Annotated in this window: 20 protein-coding genes and 1 riboswitch; of the genes, 6 read left to right on the forward strand and 14 right to left on the reverse strand. The window is 63.1% G+C overall.

Features of this window, described 5'->3' with window-relative positions:
* Positions 1–6: 6 nt before the first annotated feature.
* The 3 genes from AUC70_RS04295 to AUC70_RS04305 all read right to left on the reverse strand — a co-directional run bounded on the left by AUC70_RS04295 (position 7) and on the right by AUC70_RS04305 (position 3,159).
* Positions 7–1,572 (reverse strand): type II and III secretion system protein family protein, encoded by a 1,566-nt coding sequence (locus tag AUC70_RS04295; protein ID WP_069444127.1) that lies wholly within the window; start codon positions 1,570–1,572, stop codon positions 7–9.
* Between the two features lie 38 nt (positions 1,573–1,610).
* On the reverse strand, positions 1,611–2,399 hold the full coding sequence (gene cpaB, locus AUC70_RS04300) for a Flp pilus assembly protein CpaB (protein ID WP_069443752.1): 789 nt from the start codon (positions 2,397–2,399) through the stop codon (positions 1,611–1,613).
* A 253-nt stretch (positions 2,400–2,652) separates the two neighbouring features.
* Positions 2,653–3,159 carry an A24 family peptidase gene (locus AUC70_RS04305; protein ID WP_069443753.1) on the reverse strand — a complete coding sequence of 169 codons (507 nt, stop codon included), beginning with the start codon at positions 3,157–3,159 and terminating at the stop codon, positions 2,653–2,655.
* Positions 3,160–3,366: 207 nt separating this feature from the next.
* Here AUC70_RS04305 and AUC70_RS04310 point away from each other — a divergent pair, with 207 nt between their 5' ends.
* Positions 3,367–3,876, forward strand: a complete 510-nt coding sequence (locus AUC70_RS04310; protein ID WP_083241242.1) for a pilus assembly protein N-terminal domain-containing protein — start codon at positions 3,367–3,369, stop codon at positions 3,874–3,876.
* A 93-nt stretch (positions 3,877–3,969) separates the two neighbouring features.
* On the opposite strand, the gene AUC70_RS04315 is transcribed toward AUC70_RS04310, so the two are convergent.
* Positions 3,970–5,514, reverse strand: coding sequence for a TadE/TadG family type IV pilus assembly protein (locus AUC70_RS04315; RefSeq protein WP_069443755.1), 1,545 nt, complete (start codon positions 5,512–5,514; stop codon positions 3,970–3,972).
* A gap of 218 nt (positions 5,515–5,732) precedes the next feature.
* On the opposite strand from AUC70_RS04315, the gene AUC70_RS04320 reads away from it, so the two are divergent.
* Both AUC70_RS04320 and AUC70_RS04325 read left to right on the forward strand, forming a co-directional pair.
* Positions 5,733–6,305 (forward strand): TadE/TadG family type IV pilus assembly protein, encoded by a 573-nt coding sequence (locus AUC70_RS04320; protein ID WP_069443756.1) that lies wholly within the window; start codon positions 5,733–5,735, stop codon positions 6,303–6,305.
* A gap of 10 nt (positions 6,306–6,315) precedes the next feature.
* Positions 6,316–6,906 (forward strand): TadE/TadG family type IV pilus assembly protein, encoded by a 591-nt coding sequence (locus AUC70_RS04325; protein WP_158007356.1) that lies wholly within the window; start codon positions 6,316–6,318, stop codon positions 6,904–6,906.
* On the opposite strand, the gene rimO is transcribed toward AUC70_RS04325, so the two are convergent.
* Complete coding sequence (gene rimO / locus AUC70_RS04330) at positions 6,903–8,276, reverse strand: 30S ribosomal protein S12 methylthiotransferase RimO (RefSeq protein WP_069443758.1); 1,374 nt, start codon at positions 8,274–8,276, stop codon at positions 6,903–6,905. The two genes, AUC70_RS04325 and rimO, sit on opposite strands and share 4 nt — an antisense overlap.
* A gap of 164 nt (positions 8,277–8,440) precedes the next feature.
* Here rimO and AUC70_RS04335 point away from each other — a divergent pair, with 164 nt between their 5' ends.
* A complete protein-coding gene (locus AUC70_RS04335; protein WP_069443759.1) occupies positions 8,441–9,034 on the forward strand; it encodes an invasion associated locus B family protein in 594 nt (197 codons plus the stop codon).
* A gap of 27 nt (positions 9,035–9,061) precedes the next feature.
* Here the strand turns inward: AUC70_RS04335 and AUC70_RS04340 are convergent, their stop codons facing one another.
* The 7 genes from AUC70_RS04340 to AUC70_RS04370 all read right to left on the reverse strand — a co-directional run bounded on the left by AUC70_RS04340 (position 9,062) and on the right by AUC70_RS04370 (position 18,604).
* Entirely contained in the window at positions 9,062–10,930 is a 1,869-nt protein-coding gene (locus tag AUC70_RS04340; protein ID WP_141701949.1) for an AsmA family protein, read from the reverse strand.
* A complete protein-coding gene (locus AUC70_RS17490) occupies positions 10,813–11,391 on the reverse strand; it encodes a hypothetical protein (RefSeq protein ID WP_069443761.1) in 579 nt (192 codons plus the stop codon). Before AUC70_RS17490 ends, AUC70_RS04340 begins: the two co-directional genes overlap by 118 nt.
* Positions 11,392–11,508: 117 nt before the next feature.
* On the reverse strand, positions 11,509–12,606 hold the full coding sequence (locus AUC70_RS04350) for a DUF1513 domain-containing protein (RefSeq protein WP_069443762.1): 1,098 nt from the start codon (positions 12,604–12,606) through the stop codon (positions 11,509–11,511).
* 2 nt (positions 12,607–12,608) lie between these two features.
* Positions 12,609–13,706 carry an imelysin family protein gene (locus tag AUC70_RS04355; RefSeq protein WP_069443763.1) on the reverse strand — a complete coding sequence of 366 codons (1,098 nt, stop codon included), beginning with the start codon at positions 13,704–13,706 and terminating at the stop codon, positions 12,609–12,611.
* A 54-nt stretch (positions 13,707–13,760) separates the two neighbouring features.
* Positions 13,761–15,164 (reverse strand): di-heme oxidoreductase family protein, encoded by a 1,404-nt coding sequence (locus tag AUC70_RS04360; protein ID WP_244505492.1) that lies wholly within the window; start codon positions 15,162–15,164, stop codon positions 13,761–13,763.
* 180 nt (positions 15,165–15,344) lie between these two features.
* Positions 15,345–16,745: a carbohydrate porin gene (locus tag AUC70_RS04365; protein WP_069443764.1), complete on the reverse strand. Its 1,401-nt coding sequence runs from the start codon at positions 16,743–16,745 to the stop codon at positions 15,345–15,347.
* A gap of 101 nt (positions 16,746–16,846) precedes the next feature.
* Positions 16,847–17,056: riboswitch (cobalamin riboswitch) on the reverse strand.
* A gap of 270 nt (positions 17,057–17,326) precedes the next feature.
* Positions 17,327–18,604 (reverse strand): imelysin family protein, encoded by a 1,278-nt coding sequence (locus AUC70_RS04370; RefSeq protein ID WP_141701951.1) that lies wholly within the window; start codon positions 18,602–18,604, stop codon positions 17,327–17,329.
* A gap of 270 nt (positions 18,605–18,874) precedes the next feature.
* Here AUC70_RS04370 and AUC70_RS04375 point away from each other — a divergent pair, with 270 nt between their 5' ends.
* Complete coding sequence (locus AUC70_RS04375) at positions 18,875–19,783, forward strand: LysR substrate-binding domain-containing protein (protein WP_069443766.1); 909 nt, start codon at positions 18,875–18,877, stop codon at positions 19,781–19,783.
* Between the two features lie 224 nt (positions 19,784–20,007).
* On the opposite strand, the gene AUC70_RS04380 is transcribed toward AUC70_RS04375, so the two are convergent.
* Both AUC70_RS04380 and AUC70_RS04385 read right to left on the reverse strand, forming a co-directional pair.
* Positions 20,008–21,285, reverse strand: a complete 1,278-nt coding sequence (locus tag AUC70_RS04380) for an ATP-binding protein (protein WP_244505493.1) — start codon at positions 21,283–21,285, stop codon at positions 20,008–20,010.
* A gap of 6 nt (positions 21,286–21,291) precedes the next feature.
* Positions 21,292–21,945, reverse strand: coding sequence for a response regulator transcription factor (locus tag AUC70_RS04385; protein WP_069443767.1), 654 nt, complete (start codon positions 21,943–21,945; stop codon positions 21,292–21,294).
* 170 nt (positions 21,946–22,115) lie between these two features.
* Here AUC70_RS04385 and AUC70_RS04390 point away from each other — a divergent pair, with 170 nt between their 5' ends.
* The gene (locus AUC70_RS04390) at positions 22,116–23,165 is read left to right on the forward strand and encodes an efflux RND transporter periplasmic adaptor subunit (protein ID WP_244505494.1); all 1,050 of its coding nucleotides are present in this window, start codon (positions 22,116–22,118) and stop codon (positions 23,163–23,165) included.
* Position 23,166 lies beyond the last annotated feature (1 nt).

Consider the following 23,166-nt stretch of genomic DNA (forward strand, 5'->3'; position numbering starts at 1 on the left):
TTCCCTCTACTCGACGATGAATCCGACGTCGCCTGCGTAGTCACCGACAGGCGCGCGTTCGGGATCACGTCCGTAAATCCGATTCATTTGGCCAAGGAGATCGCTGTTCACGTCCGATGCCCAGGCAAAGCCGTCGTCGGGCCGCGCCAGCTGCTGGCGGGCGGCCGGCTTGACCACATAGGGCGTAACCAGAACGACGAGTTCCGTTTCCTTCGACTGGAAGTCGCGGCTGCGGAACAGCGTCCCCAGGACGGGCAGGCTTTTCAGGCCGGGGTACCCGCTGATGGCTTGCCGCGACTGGTCCGACAGCAATCCAGCGATCACGATCGAACCACCGCTCGGCAGTTCGACGGCGGTCTCGGCGCGGCGGACCTTCAGGGCCGGGATCGAGATGTTTCTCAGGACGACCGCGCCTTCGGTGGACAGTTCGCTGACTTCCGTCGAAATCTTCAGGCTGATCAGCCCCTCGGACATCACGACCGGGGTGAAGGACAGGCCGATACCGAACTTCTTGAACTCGACGGTGATCTGATCGAGCTGCTGTGCGACCGGGATCGGGAACTCACCGCCGGCGAGGAAGTTCGCCGTCTCTCCGGAGATCGCGGTGAGGTTCGGCTCTGCAAGCGTACGGATCAGGCCGTTCTGGTCGAGCGCGCGCAGGACGGCGTCGACCTGGCTCGTCCCTGACTGCCACCCCGCGCCTGCAAGCGCGGCACCGGGCGACTGTCGACGAGATTGGGCAGACCGCCGGCGCGAGCAACCCGCCCGCGGCGCGCCCACGGCACCGTTGATGGGGTACGGCAAGGCGGAGAGCGCGGCGAAACCGAAATTGCCGGAATTAACGATGGCAGCCAGATCCACGCCAAGCTGCTTGACGACGTTCCGCTCCATTTCGACCACGGAGACTTTGAGAAGGACCTGCTCGCGGCCTTCGACGGTGATCATGTTGATCACCCGGCTGGACCCTTGGTTGCCGCCGGAGCTGCCACCACCGCTGCTGTTGTTGATCGTAACCGCGGCACCGCCGCCACCAGCCGTCGTGCTGGTCGGCGCAGCGCCGGAATCCAGGAAGCTGTTCACGATCTCGCTCGCGCGTGTCGCGTCGATCGGCGTGGGAACGCTGCCGGTCAGGACCACGTTCTGACCAACGGTCTCGACATGGACGCGTGAGCCGGGGACCAAGCGCGCGATCAGGTTCTCGAGGGCGCCGAGGTCCCGCTCGATGGTGACCTCGAGCACGGCGACCTGACCGCCATTGTTGTCGATGAAGAGAATGTTGGCTTCGCCGAGATTCTTGCCGATGAGATAGGCGCGGGTGGCGCTCTGCATTACCGCGTCAATCTGCTCGGGATTGGACACCATGACCTCGCGCACAGGACGCGGCAACTCGACAATCATCGACTTGTTGAGGCCGAGCTTGATCTGGCGGACCTGGCCGTCTCCGACGCGCAGGAGCGATTGGTGATAGGACTGAGCGTAGCCTGTTTGCGGCGCCATCGTCATCGCGGCCGCAGCGAGAACCGCCGCGATCGCGGCCGGCAGGAACAGGGCAGCAAAGAGAGAGCGACGCATCCGTTTGCCTTTTTTTGTTGTATTCGTCATGCGCTTTCTCAGTTGATCCCGAAGGCGCGCGACGGCACGCCGTATTTCAAAAGCTTCACTGTGCTTGAACCGTCGTCGCCAATCGGCGCCGCGGACTCTCCGTTCGTCTGCGCGTCGGCAAGACTGCGCAGCGACAGGGAGATCTCCCCTATCGACTGCGCGAGCATCAGCACCTCCGCTTGACGCGGAGAAAGTTCGAGCGTGGCCGTCTTTCCAGAGACGGACTTCTCACCATCGTTGTTTTCCAGGGCCTGGCCGATGGCGAGCACGCGAACGTTGCGGAGAATGGCCTCGCTGACCATCTGGTCCTTCCGGCCGACTTGCTGCTTGTGCGATAGGATCACGTCCACCCGGTCGTTCGGCAGGATGAAGCCGCCGGCGGCTGTTTCCTCTTGGATCGGCGTCGACACCGCCCGCATGCCGCGCGGCAGAATGGCGGCCATGACGCCGCCTTCGGAAATCTTGATGAGCTTTTGATCTTTGATGGGTTCGCCCGCGATGAAGGGCGCGCGCGCGACGGCGCCGGAAAGCTCCGATGGCGCGTCTGGCTGCGATTCCCGCGTGATCAGTCCCGGCGTCACGCCCTCGACCGGCCATTGCTGCCATTTGAAGTCGGCTGCATCCACGCTGTCGCCGAGGTTGATGTCCTTGGACGCAACGAGCACATCCGTGGCGCCCACGGTCTTCTCGACCTCCTGCACCTCGGGAGGCCGGGAAACGATGGAGTTGGCCATCCACGCCGCGGCGATTGCTGCAGTCGCGGCAATCACCAGAACGACGGCCCTTCCCTTTTTCATTGTCAGCCCTTCCCCTTCGGCGCTTTGAACATCGCGCCAGTTAAGGCCGACTGTGCCGCATCAAACCTCAACGCGAAGTTAATGCCTGTGCCAAATTGGGCGCAGAACCCTTGGGTTTGGGCGCCGTGGTGGTGCCAGGGTCGAGGCCTGAGTGGGACCAAAATAGAAGCCCGGCCACGCGGCATCGCGGCGCCAGAGCCCTGGTGCCGTTAGTTGACGTCGATCGGGAGATGCGTAGGTGCGCTAGGGCGTGCTACCCGCCAAACGCGGCCATGAACGCCGTATGGGGGTAGACCAGAAGGCCGGCGGCAGCGAGAGCGATGCCGTAGGGGACCCCCTCTTTGGAATCGTGCAGCCGCGTGATCCACTGTTGCGAGTACAGCGCCGCCGGCAGCGGCATGGACCGCATCGCGAGCAAGAACAGCGTCAGAACGCCGCCAAACACAGCGGCATAGATCGCGTAAGCCAAGACGTGCTCGGGCCCCATCCATAGGCACGTGGCCGCGAAGAACTTCGCATCGCCGCCGCCGATCCACCCCATAGAGAACATCGCGAAGGTGATCACGAGCGCGCCCATGGCCAGAGCGACGCTAAGACCCGCGGTCTCCCAGCCGATGCCGGCCAGCGGGGCCAGCAAGGCAAAACCGGCGATCAAGGCCAGCGAGATCCAGTTGGGCAGCGTCATCGAGAACAGGTCGTAGGCAGCCGCGAAGGCCATCGCCAACGGAAAGATCGAGATGATGAGTAGGTCGGTTACCATGTGCCGTTCTGCCTCTACCGGACGCTTTGGAGTCTCGCACGAGAACGGGCGGTCCCGTGCAGCGGGGGCAGTCTTGCGGCCAAGGATTAAAGACCGCGTTAACCGAACGGTGGTGAACGAGGTTTGCCAATCCTTCACCTTTTGCGGGTGAGATCGCCCTAGACATTCAGTCCTCGTTAGTAGTTGAGCGTAGGGGATAGGAAGCCAATGGCATTCCGCTTTCGCCCAGGCCGTCAGGCCTGCGGTATCTCAGTAGCCGCGACCATGGCCATAGCCTCCATTCAGCCCGTGTGGGCCTCGGGCATGCACGCCTCGGGTCGGGACATCGAAGTCCTCATGGACCAAGCGATGATGGTGCGCCTGGAACGTCCCGCCGCGGAAATCGTGATCGGCAATCCCTCGATCGCCGATGTCGCGGTGCAGAGCAGCAATACGCTCGTTCTAACCGGCAAATCATTCGGCGAGACCAACCTGATCGTGACCGATCGGGACGGGAAGGTTCTCGTGAACCGCCGCATCGTGGTTCAGGAACCCGATGGGGGCTTCGTCACCGTTTACCGGGGCGTCAGCCGCGAGACCGTTCATTGCGCGCCCAACTGCGAGACGCCGCTCGTCATCGGCGACAACGCAACCTATTTCGATACGATCGCGAAAGAGGTTCGCGTCAAGCAAGGCATCGGTCAGTCCTCCGCGGAAGGCGAAGCCGGCGGCGAGTAGCCCGCAACACTCTTCCCTGCGTCCAAACGCACCGAAGCCCGGCGCGATTGACACGCCGGGCTCCGAGATACCGCACCCTTTGCCGTCTTGAAGCTATTGCGCGATGCGCAGTTCGCTCAAGCCCTGGGCAATATCGGCGAAGATCGCCGCCAGTTGCGAGTTGGACGGCGAGTTGTAGTACATGTCCGGCTTTGACGCGCAGTTCCTCAGCAGGGTGTGGGTCGAGGAACTGCTCACGCGAAAGCCGATCGTGTAGATCAGAATGCCCTTCGCCTTGATGTTGTTGCAGACCGTCTCCGTCTTTTCATCGAGCTCGTTCTCCGCGGTCGAGCCGCTGGTGCTGCCCAAATGGCCCTCCGACGGATAGCCAAAGGCGTTGTAGTTGGAACCGTTATGGTTGTAGACGCGGCCCGGGTCGTTCGATCCGTCCGTCAGTAGCACGATCGCCTTGACGCGCTCCTCTTCGTCGTACGCCTCCGCTTCCGTGAAGGGCGCGCTCGGCGACAGCACGCGCCAGCCCCAAAGGAGCCCGGCCGGGATGTTCGTGTAGCCGTTCGCCTGCAGCGCATTGATCGCGTCGGTCACATCGCTCTTGCTGTCGCTCAGAGCCGTGATGGGGCGCGGGGGACAATTTTTGTTCGGTCCGTTGGAATGGTTCTGGATGCTGATTTTGTCATACTTGCCCGTATACCTTTGGCACTTCTCAGGCGTACGATTTCTCGACCGTCTCTCACCGCATTTTTGGTCGTCGATGTAGTTGTTGGGGTAGCTGTACCCGTCATCATTGTCCGAGTCCGGCTCGTCCGGCGCAAAGTAGGGCGCAAAAAGGGAATCGGGGTTTCGGTTTTCGTCACCGGGCGTGGCGTCTGTAAGTTCGTATGCATAACCTGATCGCTCGCGCACGCACCCCTCCCAGTCCCAGGAAGATTTCTTGCGGCGCAGCTTGTCGAAGAAGTCGAACGGTTTCGTACCGGATCCGAAGTCTTCCTTTGCGACCTGAGACTTGGCGTTTTTGTCGAGCCAAGTCGCGTTCTTGTTATCAGTGCCGACGTTCACCGCTGCGGCAAACGGCACGAGAGCCACGTCCAGCGTGTCCGACGTGTTGCGATCGCCAAACATGTCGTTGACCATCTTCTTGGCGGCGTCTTTCATGGCGTTCATCTTGCCGCTGGACCCCATCGAGCCGGTCGTATCCAACACGAGGGCAAGTTCGATGTTGCGCTGACGCTTCGTGATCGTGTTTTCGATTCCAACGTCGAGGTTGTTCACGTTGGCGAGGCGCAGAAAGGTGGTCGGCACCGAGGCCGTCGCCTTCACGACGATATCGTCGCCGACAAAGCTCACCTTGAAGTCGCTCTTGATGTCCTTCGACAGAGCCGATGCGTAGTTTGCATCGAAGAACTGCTGCGCCTTCTCTTCAAGTTCCTCTTCGGTCAAACCAACCCACGAGCCGATTGCAAGAGCTGCGGCGTCGGCCGCGTCCGAAACGGAGCCGCGAACTGTCATGGCCCGGCCGTAATCGATGGCGACACCGACCATGAGAATGATCGGCACAATGGCCAGACCGAAAACCACCGCCGCATTGCCGCGCTTGTCGCGCGGAAAACGGCGCGCGCGCGCCGCCGAGAACTTGAACATTTGACACCCCTGTCTGTTTTAGCCGGCAGGGGCATCATTCGACGTGCCCCCTGTCCAGCGGGCGTCATCTAAGCAGAAACGTCCTTACGGCCCGTCTCTCAATTCGATAAAATTCAAATATACTTATAATTAAGACGGGTTTCTTCTCTGTTTACCTTTGCCGTTAGCAGAATTTCCCATTTACTCGCCGTTAAACTACAGCCTCTATTCGTTTCAACATGTTGATCTTCATTAGAGAGGCGGTCGCGGGGTCGCGGCGCATCGAGGCTGGCGCTCGCTTCCTCCATGACAGCCGGGGTGCCTCTGCCCTGGAGTTCGCCGTGATCGCGGCTCCGCTTTTCTTCCTCATTTTGGCAGTGGTTCAGGTCGGGTACGTTTTCTTCGCGAACTTCGCCCTCGACGGCGCGGTTGCGAACGGCGCGCGCCTCATCCGGACGGGTCAGGCACAGATGCAAGGCTTCGACGCGGCGAAGTTCAAAGACGAGCTGTGCAAGGGTTTTGTCGGGCCCCTATCGTGCGGAAAACTGATGCTCGACGTGCGCAGCTACGACAACTTCGCCTCCGCCGCCGCCGGACTAACGCCACCGATGAATTCGGACGGGAAGACAAATCCCAATGTGGCCTTCGATCCGGGCAGTCCCGAGCAAGTAGTCATCGTTCGCGCCTTCTACCCGCTCGAACTAGGCTCGCTTTTTCCGTCTGCAATGGGGCTCCACGCCCTCGGAAACATGGCAAATGGAGACCGTATGCTGGTGTCCACAGCCGCCTTCCGTAACGAACCGTATTTGTAGGGGCTGCCGCGTGACATCGTTCCGACGCATGGGATTGCGCTTCCAGCGGTCTATGAAGCCCCGCACACGCCGCTTCGCTGACGCACGCAGCGGCGCTTCGGCTTTGGAGTTCGCGTTCGTCGCACCCCTATTGATTGGCCTTTACCTCGGTGCGGTCGAAGTGAACAACGCACTCACGGTCTACCGCCGGACACTGCAGGTTGCGACGACGGCCGCCGATCTCACCGCCCAGGTCAAATCCGTAACGAAGAGCGAGATCAACGACATTCAGGCTGCGGCGACGAGCATCCTCACACCTTACGCGACCAAGCCCCTTAAAATCGTGCTTTCGAGCGTGGTTGCCGACGACAACAACGTGGGAAAAGTCGAGTGGAGTTGCGCCAACACCGGCGCGGCGCGTTCCAAGGGCTCGACGTTCAAAGTCCCGAATGGACTGACCGAACCCGACAGCAGCGTGATCGTCGCTGAAGTGACTTACGCGTTCAAGCCGCTGGTCGGTCTCAGCACCTTCTTCAGCCCCGGCTCGTTTACGATGGGGCAGACTTTCTATGCGCGGCCGAGGCGGAGCCTGACCGTCAAGAAGACGGACAATTCCTGCTAGGCATCGGCTTTCGCGGGCTGGCGCACGGGGCTTGCCCACAGATCGTACTCGCTTGCGTCCGTCACCGTTGCCAATAGCCGGTCGCCCGGCCGAAGCCCCTCACAATCGTCGATGAAGACGTTTCCGTCGATCTCCGGTGCGTCCCAATGAGACCGTGCGATCGCGCCTTCGGAGTCGACATCGTCGACGATGACCTCGAGCGTTTCGCCGACACGGGCCCCGAGCACTTCGGCACTGATGGCCTGCTGGTGCGCCATGAGACGGGCATAGCGCTCTTCCTTGACCTCTTCGGGGACTTCGCCCGGCAGCGCATTGGCCGGCGCCCCATCGACGTCTTCATATTTGAAGCACCCCACACGCGCGAGACGCGCCTCGCTCAGCCAGTCGAGCAGTTGGGTGAAGTCTTCCTCCGTCTCGCCCGGAAAGCCCACAATGAACGTCGAACGCACGGCGAGATCGGGGCACTGCGCCCGCCAGCGTGCGAGACGCTCCAGCGTCTTCTCCTGATGGGCGGGCCGGCGCATCGCTTTCAGAATACGCGGGCTGGCATGCTGAAACGGAATGTCGAGATAGGGAAGGATGCGTCCCTCGGCCATCAACGGCAGGACCTGGTCCACATGCGGGTACGGATAGACGTAGTGCATGCGGACCCAAACGCCGAGCGAGCCCAAGGCCGCTGCGAGATCGGCGAAACGCGTTTGCGCTTGCCGGCCACCCCACTCGGTCTCCGCGTATCCGAGATCTACGCCATAGGCGCTCGTGTCCTGCGAGATCACCAGGAGTTCCTGAACACCGGCGGCGACGAGCCGCTCCGCCTCGCGCATGACGTCCGTGAACGGCCGGCTTTGTAGAGGCCCGCGCAAATGCGGAATGATGCAGAAGCTGCAGGAATGGTTGCAGCCTTCCGAAATCTTCAAATAGGCGTAGTGGCGCGGCGTGAAGCGAACGCCTTCCGGCGGCACGAGATCCAGGAACGGATCGTGCGCGCGCGGCACAGCCTTGTGCACCGCCTCGACCACAGCCTCATAGGCCTGCGGTCCCGTTATCGCGAGCACGTCGGGATATTGATCGCGGATACGCCCGGCCTCGACGCCGAGACAACCCGTGACAATGACGCGGCCATTCTCTGCCAACGCTTCCCCGATGGCCTGGAGCGATTCTTCCTTGGCGCTGTTGAGGAAACCGCATGTGTTGACGACGACGGCGTCGGCGCCCTCATAGCTTGGCGACAGCACGTAACCTTCCGCGCGCAGGCGCGTGACGATCCTCTCCGAATCCACAAGGGCCTTGGGACAGCCAAGGCTCACGAGGCCGATCTTCGGGGCGTGTGCGCCGCTCGGCGCATTTTCGTCGGGTGTGGTTTCAGTCATCGGTCGCACTTATAGGCTTGCCGGTGCCCGAGGCAATAGGGCGTGAGGGGCAAGGCCGCGGCGTCGGCAAGGCCGTTGCATGATACGCCGTTTGGCGTTTATCTCCCGGTGGCTGAGGGCCACCGGCACGGGGGGACTCTTCAGCTTGCGAAAGGGGCTTGCTCATGCGTCTGCGTCCGATGTTTTTGGCCTTCTTGACCGGGGTCCTGGTTTGCGGCGTGCCGCTCGGCGCGGCCTCGGCCCAAACCACATCAGCGAAGAAGACCCCTCCGGCCCAGAGCGATCCCAACAAGCCTGCGACACGAGTCGCCGGAAGCTACGGCAACTGGACACTTCTGTGCGGCAAGGAGGGGGATCCGAAGACCGCCGAGGAGCGATGCTCGCTCGTCCTGCCGCTCATCGAGAAGAAGACCCAGAAGCTGATCTTCCGGGTGATCCTGGTCTACGGCCCCAAGGGACGGCTGGTCCTTCGCGTGGACGGGCCGACAGGCGTTGCGCTCCAGCGCGGCGTGCAGCTCGCGACGGATTCGGAGAAGGTCTACACAATGCCGTACCAAACTTGCCTCCCCATGGGCTGCAAGGCGCTCTATCTCGTGCCCGACGAGATGAAGCAGGATCTGCTGAAGTCGAAAAAGGGAACGATCGTCGTCTACGCGCTGAACGGCAAACAGATCCAGACGGTCGCCGAGTTCGATGGGCTCGCGTTGGGGCTTGAGGCCCTCGACAAGAAACGCACCGCAATCGTGAACAACAACTAGCGCCGCCAAGACCGGTCGGCGCGAAACCTAACGCAGCGATTCCATGCGCAGCGGCGCGGAGCCGTCACCATCTGCGGGCGCCACCGAGAAGGACGGCGCCAGCGCGCTCGGCTGCGCTTCCTGACCCGCGGCGGGACCGCCGCTCGTGATCTGCGTACGGCGGCGAGCGCCACGCTTCTCACGAAGAACCACACCGGGAATGACGATCTCCGTGGCGGCTTCACCGCTTCCGGCCACAAGCGGGTTACGCGCAATGCCGATCCGGGGATTCGTCAGGGGGCCGGCAATCCGAAGCGGCGGCAGATGTTCGGCCGTCGAGGCTACGCCGCCGCCTTGCGTCTTCTCGACCGGCCCCGGATTCACCACAAGATCGAGACTGTCGCGCGGTAGGTTCACGACGCCGTCGGCATTGATGTTCGCCGACGGGCTCCGCAGTCTGAGGTTCCGGGTCGACGCCAAACCGTGATTGATGTCGAAGCTGCCCGCAAGCAGGCTGAAAGGCATTGTGGCCCCGGGATCCTGGTGCAGGTCGAGCTTCCCGGACTCAAGTCCGCTGACGAGCTTGGACGCCGCCATCCCGTCGACCGCGCCGTCAGCGATCGCGAAGGCGCCGTTGCCCATGAGCGACAACGCCATTTCCTGCCAGTCCCCGCCGATACCCGAGACGTTGAGCGTCAGCTTGCCTTGGCCGCCGATCCGCTCTGTTCCGAACGCATCCTTCAGCAGCGAGCGGGTGTCGACATCCTCGAGACGAAGATCACCGGCGAAGCTCGGATCGGAATCGTTCAAGGCGGCTGTCAGCGTTCCACGCCCGCTGCCGCCATAGAATGTCATGTGCCAGAGCGTGGCCGCGAGCGTGCCGTTCGCGAAGTCGAGGCTCACCGCGCTCGGTCCGATCTGCACGCCGTCGAGCCGCGCCCTTCGGATATCCAGGTCGACGTCGGCGTCGAAGAGCGGTTCGTTGGACCGGGGGACGGAAGCCGTCGCCAGCACCTGGTCGATGGCCTCCTGCGGCATCGAGATCGTGAGGCTGGGCTGCGAGACGCCCGGTCCCGGCTTGAGAAGACGGGGAACCCCCGACGCGGCGTCGGGGTTCGGCGGTGGCGCGATGTCCTGCTCGACATGCGTGGCGGGGCCCGCGTTTGCGTTCGCCGGGCTTGGAGCCGCGAATGCCAACGGCGTCGCAGCTTGGATCGCGGGCAGCGAACCCTGGCCCGTCATCGCCAGAACCGGGCCGAGATTGAGTTCGTCGACGATGAACGATCCCTCGATGCGCGGCCGGGTGGCGGTCAGCGCGATCTTCGCGCTTCCCTGGCCGCGTGCATTTTCCTGCACAAAACGTATGTCGCTAAGGTCCACCTGCTCGCCGGTCCAGGCAACCGTGCTCTGCATCTCTCCTTCGCCCGTCACCGGGACGGCGCCGGAGACACCTTTCAGCCAGGCGAGGAATTGGCGGACAGAGCGGGTCTTGGCGGAGAGGGTGCCCTCGCCGGACAGGCGTGGAACCATCGCAATGTCGCCCTCGTAGCGCGCGGACACGGTATCCGCCTCGATGGCCAGTTGCAGCTGCGCGGCGCCTTGGTCTGCAATGGCGGCCGGGGACGCGAGTTTGAAGTCGAAGCCGACGGCCTTGCCCTTCCAGTTGAGGTGCCCGCGCCCGGCCATCGGCGAGGTGAGAGCCGGCATGGTCAGCGCGGCGTTGACGCGCTCGAAGCGATGCGGTTTGGCGCGGCGGGCGCTGTGAACGAGGACCGTGCCGTCGCGGATCTCCAGATCTTCTATGGCGAACTCTTGCGAAGCAGCAGCGCCATCCGCCTGCCCGACGGCCGACAGGACCGACGAGGCGTCGTCCGAGCCGCCACCCACATGCAGGGAAAGCACCGGCCGGTCGAGCACGACGCGCTCGATCGAGTCGGGGGCCCCAAAGAAATCAAGAAACCGAGATCGATTTCGAGTTTCGGGATCGCCAGCGCCGCGGCGTCCGGCTGCGCATTCGGCGCACTGATGACGGCATCGGTGATCTCGATATGGGGAGTCGGCAAGAAGGAAAGCCGCGTGCCGCCGTTGATGGCGAGGTCGCGCCCGGTATGCGCTTTGAGCCAAGAGACGGCCCGCGTTTCGACCCAGCCGGTCGGGGCCAATAGGTTGGCGCCGGCGAGAGCCACGGCACACACGGCGGCTACGCCGCCGAAAATCTTCAGTCCAAGGCCCCAAACGCGGCGCCGGGGTGCCTGCGGAGGGACCGCGCCTTCCAACTCGACGCCGCGAAGCCGCACAGATGCGGGCTGCAGCGATCGCGAAACAGGCACGAGTGCGCGCGAACGCTGTCGCGTCTTGTCAGATGTGTGGCGCTGCATTGATCCCCCGGACGAACTGTCCGAATTAGCCCGACAAATGCGGTGAGAATTGGAACGAAACGCAAGAGCGAGCGCTTCGTCCACGGACAAACTGCCCGGTACGCTTGATTGCGCCGATCAGCGCACGAGAATTGCGTGGTTGTCCCAGTGAAAACGCGTGGAATGGCGCGGGCCAAGGCCATCCGCGCTCCCCGACAGGAGCCAGCCCTCGCCGCTGGTGAGCAAGAATGTCGCACCCTTGTGGGTGGGCGCCAGTCCGCAGCCGTCGCGCAGACTGCACGATCCGAGAAAGCGCCGTGCTTTCGGGTCCCAATAGGTCACGACCCCACCCTTAGGCGCGGACGCCGCCACAACCGAACCATCCGAGTCGGCCGTCACCGACCCGATGTAGTTCTTCAGGGTGAGTTGAGTCTCTTCCGGCGCCGGGATGACGGTCAGCGTTTCGCCGCGCCGGTGGAAGCCCATCAGGGGCGGCAGGTCGTCGGCGTCGCCGCGATACTGGCAACCGAACGCCACAATGTCGTTGCCCGCGACCGTCAGGTGGCGAATGGACAGCCGGCGCAACTCATCGGGGTGACCGTGCCGCTCCAAGAGGTCTCCCGTCTCAAGGTCCACATAGGCGAGCGACGGTTCCATGTCGGCGAGGTTGAGTTCCTCGCGCCTGCGGTCCGGATGGGTCTGAATGCCGCCATTGGCCACGACCAGCGTGCGTTTGTCGGAAAGCAGCGCCAGGTCGTGTGGACCGATACCGTGGCTCGGGATCTCTCCGATCTGGCGGTAGCCGGCTGCCGCATCGCGAACGCCGATCACGCCGCGCCCGCCGACGTAATCGTTTTCGGTGGTGTAGAGCAGCCTGCCGTCGGCGGAAAACACACCGTGCCCATAGAAGTGCCGGCCGGGACGTGCCGAGAACCAAACCGGCTTACGCGCATCCATAGGCACGGCAACGCCGAAACGGCCGGGACGACGCGCGAAGGCCACCCATTCCGAACCGCCCGGACGCAGCGCGACATCGTGGCCGCGGGCCGGCAGCAGGACTTCGCGAATGTCGCCGCGTTCGAGGTCGAACAACGCCGCAGAATAGTTGCCTTGATCGTCCTTGCGCGCGGCGGCGAAGCGCTCCGGCAACGACGCGGCGGCAAGTGGGCCGGGAACGGTCAACGCCAGTGAGGATCCGGCCAGCGCCGTGAGAAACGTGCGGCGGTTGAGTGTCATGGCTAGTCTCCGTCACCTGCGTTGAAGCCGAAGCTGAGCCCCGCGCCCTCGGCAATCAATCCGGATGCGGTCGTGTTCGCGCTCTTCAAGCCGACACGCAGAGCCTCGAGCTTGCCGCGCTGTTCGGGGTCGGTGACCGCCTCGGCCACCGGCTCGGTTTCGGCGCCAAGAACGTCGATACTGTGCTTGAGGTCGAACACGATCGAGTCTTCGACGCCCGGCGACTGGTCGGCAACGATCGCCGCGAAGCCCCCATCGACGAACAGGGCCTGCACGGACTGAAGATTGACGGTCATGTTCGGAAAGGTCTGACCGCTCCGCCAGAATGCCGCGAGGCGCGGGCGGGCGCGCTCGGCGGACTCGCCCAGCACCCGGCCGAGCTTTTGGTCGCGCACGCGTTCGACGCCGCTGCTGAAGGCCTTGAAGAGTTCAAGCGTGACGTCTTTCGGCGCGCGGTAGAGCACGCCGTCGGGCTCGGGCTCCAGGAAGCTCTTGGTGAAGGGCGCATCGGGCGCCCACGCTTCGACAAGGTCCTTGGAGAGTTGCGCAATATTGTCAGTCACCGCCGCGGCGAAGCGGCAGCGAAACACCGCATCGTCACCGGGGCTCGCAAGTGCGTCGGATCCTTTGCCGTAAAGAAGGATTTCGAGGGCCGGCAAGCCCTGCAGCGCGACACTCTTCTTGGCAAGCGTCTCCACGCTCGTGACACTCTCGTCCTTGGCCAAGAGGACCCGCTGGACCTGCCGGTAGCCGAGGCCCTTCCGGTCCGGCCAGAAGAACAGCCTCTCGTAGCGATGCTCGTGATTGACCGGTCCGAACTGAAAGATCTCGACCGCGCTCCAGCCGTCGACGGCCTTAGCGAAGGCCGCACGGGCATCCGCGAGCGTCTTTTCGGAGGGATCTTTGCAAAGCACGGCGGTCGTGGCCGCCAAGGTCGCGGCATCGTTCGCGAATGCATCGTAGCCTGGCCGGATGACTTTCGTCAGCGCCGCCTCGGCAACGGCGGCATGATCCGCCTCTGCCTGCGCCGCGGGCCCGGCCGAACCGAGAGCAAGAGCCACAATCCCGAGGGACAGGGCCGAATGGAGGAAACGGGTCATTGGCATAGGTCTAACATCTGATTTCCAGCTTGGCGTGGGGCCGGGTTGTCGCGACTAGAGCGAGTTCAAAAACGCCAGGAGGCGTTCCCGATCTTCCTTGTCCAGCGAGGCAAACCGGTCACGGGCCGCTTGGCCCTCACCGCCGTGCCACAGGATTGCCTCCGTGAGATTGCGGGCCCGGCCGTCATGAAGGAACTGGGTGTGGCCGCTCACCGTCTCGGTCAGACCGATACCCCAGAGCGGCGGCGTGCGCCATTCGCTCCCCGTCGCTTTGCCGTCCGGCCGATCGTCCGCCAGCCCCTCGCCCATGTCGTGGAGCAGCATGTCCGTGTACGGCCAGATGAGCTGGTTCGACAGGTGTGTCTGCTCGGGCACGTCGCCGGTCGTGAAGTTGGGCTGGTGACATTGAGCGCAGCCGACCTTGTAGAAAAGCTCTTTGCCCTTCAGCACCTCGGGCGCGTCCACGTTCCGGCGCGGCGGTACCGCCAGGTTCTGCGTGTAGAACGTCATCAGATCGAATAGCTCGTCGCCCACTTCCACGTTCTGGTATTTGGGCGAGTTGCCGGACGGCGCGTCGATGCACGATGTCTGCCTCTCGGTGCATTCGCCGGCGCCGCTCGGATGCAGCGTTGTCGAGATACCGATGTCACCGGAAAACGCATCGGCGTTCTGTTCGACGATGGTCGGCACATTCGCCTTCCAGCCGAAACGGCCCAGCATCTCCTTGTCATGCAGCTTGGACCACATCCGGTTCGGACGGCCCGAAATGCCGTCCCCGTTCGCATCATCCGGGTCGGCGTTGGCCTTGATCTGCTCTTCCGGAACCGCCTCGAGCAGTCCGAGCCCGATCATCGGCGGTGCGATGCGTGGACCCACCATCACGTCCGGGCTGATGGGACCGTAGTTGAGTCCGGTCAGTTCGTAGTGCGGCGCGCGCAACGAGACTGTCTCGCCGTCCGCGAGCGAAACTTCTTTCTCCTCGTAGGACACTTTGACGGCGCCCTCGGCGTCGTGGCCCTGGATCGACATGTCCTGCAATTGCCCGCCGTAGACAGGGTCAGGCAGCACCGTCACCTTGCCGGAGGCGAGAAGCGCCTTCTCGTCATCGGTCTTGGCGGGCACCGAGAGCCGGAACAGGAGCGATGCCGTCGGCCCCGGCGTGTTCGAAGCGAGCGGAGGATGGCCGCGTCCGTCTTTGAGGTGGCAGTCCTGGCAGCCCCGCACATTGAACAGCGGTCCGAGACCGTCCGAGGCATCGGTGGAGGCGGGCGCCGAAACCCAATGCCGCCGGAAAATGCTGTTCCCGATTTTGAAGTCGAGTTCCTTGCGGAAACCCATATTGCCGGATGATTGCGAAAACGCATTGGCGGTGTCGGTCGCGGCACGGGAGGTGGCGCCGCCGCCCGGCCGGTCTTCGCCCGGCTCGGCTTTTGTGAAATCGATTGCCGGCACGGGCACGTTGGGTGCCCCCGCTCCGCCAGCCGAGCGCGCGTACAATACGAGGCCCGCCAGCAGCGGTACGCAGGCCCCAACAAGAACGACACCGCCAAGCCATGCTTTCGCGTGACTTGACGGTGCTGTCGGGGTCGACTGACTCTGAGAAGGCGTGAACCGTACTGTGTTCACGCGCCCACCTTTCTAGAACGCGAACGTGCTGCGAGCGCCAATGACCGTTGCATTGTCGGCTTCTACGCCGCCATCCGGGTTCATGATGTACTGGAAGTCCGGCTGCAACGTCCAGCCGTCGATGACCTCCATGGTGTAAGCGATCTCGATCAAGGCCTCGTAGCCCTCGCCGGCCGGATCACCATTGGTAACGTTGAACGCCTGCGCCTGATCGGAAATGCTCGAATAGGCATAACCGATGGCCAGTGCGTCGTTCGGACGGCCCGGGATCATGCCCGTCATGGTCACACCCACGTCGAAGTAGAAATCGACATAGTTGCGATCGTCCGGCGCTCCGGCGAAGCGGGTGAAGAAGCCAAGGCCCTGCCCCTCTTCCGTACCCGGCGCGTGCCACAGAAGCTGATCCAAGATCACATAGAGAGCGTAATCGTTGTCCAGCGGCTTGCCGTCCTTGCCGGAGATCGCGATGGGGTTGCCGCCCACATCGGTATAGATGTGGTTGAAGTCCCCGAAGTGGTTCCAACCACCGACCTTGATCGAACCCGGTAGTTCACCGCCCGCCAGCGAATAGCTGTAGGCGCCTTCCGCCATCAAGAGCGTACGATCCCGCAGACCGAAGTCCAGACCGTCGTTGTTGCACACTTGCGGATCGTCCGCAGCGCAGTCCGGTGCCGGATTACCGTTGTAGACGCCGACCATCAGGCTGGTTTGCTCCGTCGGCGTAACAGCGACACGAACGCCGGGCGTAGCCAGCGGGTAGGCCGGGCCGCCGCCGGGGTTGTTTTCGGCCGCGATCGGCGCCCAACCCCACGTGCCGTTGATGAAGTAGCCACCGCCTTCGGCGAAGAAGAACTCAGCGTCCGCCGCGAGCTGACCGACCTTCACCGAAACCGTATCGTTGAACAGGAACTGCTCGAACCAGATCTCGAACAGGCGCGTCGCGTCATTCGCCTCGAAGCTGCTGACCGGCATCAGGGAGCCGATATTGGAGCCTGTGATGGAGTTGCCGTGAATCTGGTAGCCGTTGGCGTGGAAGCAAAGACCGTCCCACAGACCGAGCTTCTTCATATCGGCATTGACGTAGAGCTCGAGCACACCTTGATACTCGCCGCCCTCGTCGGTGCCGCCCCAATTGTAGAACGGCTCGGCGACGTAGGCGCCGCCAATGTCGATGCCCGTGTTGTTCAGCGACCCGGTCATGCCGCCCTTAGCGCCATCGATGAAGTCGAGCTTTCCGTTGGCCCCTGAGGCAAACTGGTCGAACGGATCTTCCGGGATCTCGCAGGCGGCGTTGGCCGCGGCCGGCGCAAGGACGAGTGCGAGCGCACCGAACGCCGCAGCGCGCAGCCCCTTGCCGATTTGAAAGCCTGTAGGAACGCGCAACGCGCGTGGAGAATTCTGTGTGTCGGACATTCTTCCCTCCGAAGCCGAGTGACTAAAAAATCGCGTCAGCGCTTTCGGAGAATTCCGGCGGAAGATCCCGACAATGTGCGAACACCCCCGTTCGCCCATCAGCCCTGTCACGGTCGAAGGCAGGTCTCCTGGCTCACGGTTCATCGCTTTCTGCCCGACCTTCCCGGTTGCCCAGTGGTCACGATTGGCAGCGAGCTCACCGCTCACAGTTGCGGGGGCAGCCACGGCTTCGGCGCCATAGAGGCACACACCGTGTTCCCTTTTCATCCTCTCGGAACGAGTCTTCGAGGAACCTTCAACGCGTTCACGTTGGAGTGTGGCCGAAATATTGTCAATCGAGGCACTTGCGTTGCGCCTCTCTATCGTGGCTTGCGTTGCAAAAGAGCAACGCCCCCTGTCCTGCTTCATTTGATCAGCCCCCCAAAGGCTCGGTTTTGGTCTCTTTGATCGTTCTCGCCGTTTGCGCCGTTGATCCGACTCGGAATGCGTAAAATACAACATTCCGAGTCATCTTTTCTCAAGATCGATTGACGTCGCAGCAGCTGATTTCTCTTCAACTATTGCCGACCGTACTGTTTGGTTTATTCAGCTCCCACCTTCTCAGGCGCATCGAGACTGTCCGATCCCTCGAACTCGATGGCTTTCAGATCCAGCGTTGCCACGGCCCGCTCGATCGCCTTGGTCTGAACGAGCAGAGCGTCGACCACGTCCTGGACGACCTTGTTGCCCTCGTCGTTCCCCTCACCAATCATCTGATCGTAGTTCTCGGTGGTCAGAGCACGCAGATAGAGCGTGTTCATCGCGTCCATGGTGGCATCGAGCGCGGCCATCACTTCGGCGTCTACTTTCGGATCCTTGGCCTTGACCACATCCGAGACGCTTGGGCCCGAAACGACGGAGCCGTCGGCACGGCGATAACGGCCCGTGTAGACATTGTGGATGCCGAGCGCGTCGAAGAAGTGTGCGGCATGGGTGTTGTCGGAGAAGCAGTCATGCTCCTCTTCCGGGTCGTGCACCATCAGGCCGAGCTTGATGCGTTCACCGGCCAGCTCGCCATAAGACAGGCTGCCGAGACCGGTCATGATGACGGTCAGACCGCCTTCATCGCCTGCATCCATGACGGCCTTGCGCGCATCGCCGCCTTCTTTCCACTGATCGGCCATCCACTGCAGATCGTCGATCAGGAGTTGGGTGACGGTGCTCAGGTACTCGGCGCGCCGTTGGCAATTGCCGTTGGAGCAATTCTTCAGATCGTAGTCGGACGCGGGACGCTCGCCGGCGCCGGGCTCCGTGCCGTTCAAGTCTTGTCCCCAAAGCAGGAACTCGACCGCGTGATACCCCGTGGCCACGTTCGCCTCGACACCGCCCGCTTCCTGCAGCGTGTCGGAAAGCAGCGCCTTCGTGATCTTCGAGGTGTCGATCTTCTTGCCGCCGAGCGACAGGGAGACGTTCTTGATCACGTCGGCCACGTAGAGTTCGTTCTCGGGCGACTCGTCGCCATAAACCTCGGCGACGTAGTCGATCAGACCTTCGTCCAGCGGCCAGGCATTCACCTTGCCTTCCCAATCATCGACGATCGGGTTGCCGAAACGGTAGGCCTCGGTCTGCATGTAGGACGGGCGCGCGGCGATCCAGGCGGCGCGGGCGGCCCGCAGATTCGACTCCGTCGGGCTCTCCAGGAAGTCGTCGATCGCGAGCTGCATCGTCCTGGCAGTCTCAAGCGAATCTTCGTATCCGGCCTGCGCGATGTCGGCGTAGTTCTTCAAAACGTCCTTAGGGCTATCGGCCAGCGCGGGCGAGACGTAACAGCCAAACGCCAGGACAGCCGCCGGCACCATCGTCTTTAGTCCTCGAAACATCGAACTCCCTCTCAAGTTGCTACGACTCGCCGGTCGTTTTCTATCTAAAATCACCAATTTCAATCGCTTTTGTCTATGACAAGGGCGAAAGATGCGACGGCCCAGCGGCCAGGGACCGTGGGCCGCCGCAAGGCTGAGATGAGGAAGCGTTTCGGCTCGGGCTGAAACACTTCAGACACTCGGGCTGGGCGGCCGAATGTCTTGCCAGAACCCTACGGGGGGCCCTATCATGAATGAAGTGAACAGTTTTCATGATAATAGTTGAATGATATGCATCTTAAGGAAGTCGACGCCAATCTGCTCGTGACGCTCGATGCACTGCTGGTCGACGCCAGCGTCACACGTGCCGCCGAACGGCTCGGGCGCAGCGCCTCCGCCATCAGCCATGCCTTGGCTAAGTTGCGGGAATTGTTTGACGATGAGCTTTTCGTGCGCGCCGGGCAGAGGCTTGTTCCAACCGCTCGGGCTCAGGAACTCGCGCCGACGGTCCACGTGATCCTCGCGGGCATGGAGAGCCTGCTTCGTCCCAACAAGCCGTTCGACCCGTCACTGACGATGCGCGCGTTTGCCGCAGCCTCCAGCGAGGCCGGTGAATTGATCCTCATCGAGCCCCTGCGCAAGCGCTTGCAGGAGGGCGCGCCGAGCGTCCGGGTCGATTGGACGTCGTCCAACATGGAGTCGATCATCGACGAGTTGCGCAACGCGCGCTGCCACTTCGTCATCGACATCATGGGCGAGAGCGCCGAGGCGCCGGACGTGCGCGCCGCCAAGCTTTTCGACGACGAACTGGCAACCCTGGCGCGGCCGGGGCACCCGTTCTCCAAGCGGCGCCCGAACGGCGAAGCCTTCGCCGCCGCGGAGCATGTGGCCGTCCACTCCCTCCCGGGGTTCCAGGGGCTCGCAGACCGGCTGGCGCAGGCGGGGCACGACATCCGGCGAACGTCGCAGGTCTCCTCCGCGCTTGTGGGCGTCATGGCCACGCTCAACAGCGATGCCCTGCTCACGCTCCCGGCCTCGCTCGCGAGCCTGCTGGAGCGTCAGTTCGGCCTCTCGCGGATCGCACAACCCATTGAACCTGTGACCTTTCCGGTGCGGCTCCTGTGGCACACAAGCTATGACCGGGACGAGTGTCATCAATGGCTGCGCGGCGAGTTCTCGCTCCTCGCCCAGGAACTCTAAAGATATGGCATCGAAGACCCGTCCTCCGGCGCTATGGCCCGTATGTCGAAGCGGCCAACTTGCTAGGGGGAGTAGTCTGTAAGGAGCTTCGTGGGCGTGCCGGCCGCGGGGTACCTCTGAACCCGGGACAGACCGAAGCACATTTGAGGCTACGGGTCTGATTCAACATTCCTGGGGCAGGACGAGATCTACCCGGAGGCCGCCGAGGTGCGAATCCTTCAGCGTCACGTCGCCCCCGTAGAGGCGCGCCAAGTCACGGACGATCGCGAGCCTAATCCGGATCCGGCCGCGCGAGAGTCCCAGCGTTCACCGATGTTGAAGACGACTTCACGCGCTTCCGGCGGGAGGCCGGGCCCGTCGTCCTCGACCGTCATTCCCGTCGCATCGCCGCCGATACAAGCGATTCTCACCGTCGATCTGGCGTGCTTGCAGGCATTGTCGACCAGGTTGGCCAACATCTCGTTGAGGTCGGCGGGATCGCAGGCCAGGCGGCGCCCCTCCGGCACATCAACCTCGATCGCGACCGACTCGCCCTTGTAGAGGCGCTCCAGGGCCGAGGCGACTTCGAGGGCCGCCTTCCGAGGATCGGCGACGACGCCAGGGGTCGAGCGCATGGCGACGGCGCGCGCACGCGCGATCTGATAGTCGATATGGGACTGCATCTTCCGGCACTGACCGAGAATCGTCGAGGAGGCCTGATCCTGGCCTTGGTCGCCCAGCCGATAGGCTTCGTCCGTCACTATGGCGAGCGGTGTCTTCAGACCATGGGCCATGTTGCCCGCCTGGGTGCGGGCACGCTGGATCAAGTCGCCTGTCGAAGTGAGCAACCGATTGAGGTCATCCACGAGCGGCACGACCTCCGTCGGGAACTGACCGCTCAGCTGGCTGGCATGTCCGGAGCGGACACTCTGCAGAGCCGTCCGCAATTGCCGCATCGGCTTGAGCGCATACAGGATGAGAAGCGCCGCGGCTCCTACGAGCGACAGGCCGAATGCGGCCAGCGACATGGAGAGCGTTTTGTTGAAGCTCGCCACCACGGCGTCGAGATGACGTTCGTCCGTGCCGATGATGAAGCGGTCCGGCCTCTCGCCGGGATCTTCCCATACGGCCTTCTCCACCGCGATTAGGGCTCCCGTCGGTCCTTCGATGACGTGGCTGTGCACGCCGATATCGTTCGGCGCATCGGGCGGCATGCTCAGCGGCGGGCCTTCGAGCGACGCCGAGCGCGCGAGCACTTTGCCGTCCTTTTGGACTTCCCAGTAGAAACCGGAGAGCGGAACGTCGTAGCGCGGGTCGCTGAGGTTGCGCTGCAGATGCAGGCTACCGTCCTGGTGAAACTCGGCGAGCCGCTGCAACTCGTCGAGATGCACATGCAGCTCGTCGTAGAACTGTGTGGTCACGTGATGTTTGAAGATCGCGGACAGAACCAGGCCCGCGCCGATCGTACCGAGGGCGATCCACAACGAGGCGGCAAGGATGAGTCTGCTCTTGAGGCTCGTCATGACGGTCTAATCCATCCTGTAGCCGAGGCCGCGGACCGTCGTGATGCAGTTCGCCCCGAGTTTTCGGCGGAGGCGGCTGACATACACTTCGATGGTGTTCGATTCCCGGCTGTCCTCGAGCGCATAAAGGTGCTCGGCCAGTTCCGCTTGCGAAACGATCCGGCCGATACGATGCAGGAAATAAGTCAGCATCTTCATCTCGCGCGCCGTGAGCTTAACGGGCGTTCCGTTGAGCAAGACGCTGCCCGATCCGGCATCGAGCTCGATTCCCCGATGGGTCAACACTGCGCTTGCGATCCCCGATGCGCGGCGGACTAGTGCGCGCAGCCGTGCGGCGACCTCGGGCACATGAAAGGGCTTTGTCACGTAGTCGTCGGCGCCGGCGTTCAGGCCTTCCACCTTTTCCGCCCAGGTGCCGCGCGCGGTCAGGATCAGCACCGGGAGGGCACGGTGCGCGGAACGCCAGCGTTTGAGGACGTCGATACCCTGCATTTCCGGCAGGCCGAGATCGAGAACGGCGGCCGCGTATTCCTCGTCGAGACCCATCGTATAGCCGTCCGTGCCGTTGTCCGCGCGCTCGACCGTAAAGCCGGCCTGGGACAGACCGGACATCAGCCTTTTGGCAATTTCGTTGTCATCCTCGACCAGCAGGATGCGCATGGGGTTCCTCTCGCTCCGTGTGCGTCACGCTTCTAGCACGAGCCACCTGAAAGGAACCTGAAAAGCCCTGTCAGGTCCCTGCAAGGTTCCGTTCAGGTTGGTTTCAGGTAGCGCCTGTAGCCCTGTCGTTGGCCGGCACATTCGCGGCCAGGACGGAGCAAGCTATGCGCGTGTTGCCTTTGACGTGCGTCATCATTTTTGCGGCGGTTACGGTTGGTGCAGCGTCAGCTGAAACCAAGACCGTGACCCTGTCAGCCGATCAGGTGCGCCGCCTCGACATCAAGGTCGAGTCCGTGCGGCCCGCCGAAGCTGAAACCTTGGCGACGCTTCCTGGAACCGTCGTTCCGCCCGTCAATTCGCGCATCGTCGCGACGGCGCCTTTCTCGGGAACCCTGACCCAGGTCCATGTGCTCCCCGGACAGCGCGTGAGCAAAGGAGAGGCGGTTGCCACCATCTCCAGCCGCGATCTCCTGGATGTCCAGAGCCAGTTGTCTCAGGCCGAGGCCGAGCTGCAGATGGCGGACGCGGTCGCGCGCCGCAAGCGGCTGCTCGTGGACAAGCGCTTCCAGAATCCTGTCGTGGCCGAAGAGGCCGAGGCGCAGGTCGCGAAGATCAAGGCGGTAATTGAGCAGTACCGGCGGACCTTGTCCCTCAACGGGATCTCGTTGGGCGCGAACGGGTTGTATTCAATTCCCGCCGCCGCCGACGGCACGGTCGTCGAAGTCGACGCCATGCCCGGGGAAATGATCGAGGCCATGGGTCCGGTCGTGACCATCGATACCAGCGACGAGCTGTGGGTCGAGGTCCAGGTCCCGGCGCGTCTTCTGCCCGTGATCGAGCCGGGCAGCGCCATTCAGATTGTCGGCGGTCCGAAAGGGCGCGTCGTGTCGATCGGCAAATCGCTCCAGGGCGTGACCCGATCCGCGATCCTTTATGCGGCGGTCCCCTCCAATAGCGGCCTCCTGGCAGGGCAGTTGGTGTCGGTCCTGCTTCAGAGGCCCTCGGTAGGCGGTGCTTTCTCGGTTCCGAGCAAAGCCGTGGCGCGCATCGACGGCCACAGCGCCGTGTTCGTCCGCAACGATGCCGGGTTCGCGATCGCGCCCGTGGAATTGCGCGGCAAGTCGACCGAGGCAGCGACCATCGTCGGAAACATCCCGTCGGATGCAATGGTTGCCGCGAGCGGCCTCCCCGAACTCGAGCAAATGCTGGCGGGAGAGTAGG

The sequence above is a fragment of the Methyloceanibacter stevinii genome (genome assembly GCF_001723355.1).
Classification (GTDB): domain Bacteria; phylum Pseudomonadota; class Alphaproteobacteria; order Rhizobiales; family Methyloligellaceae; genus Methyloceanibacter; species Methyloceanibacter stevinii.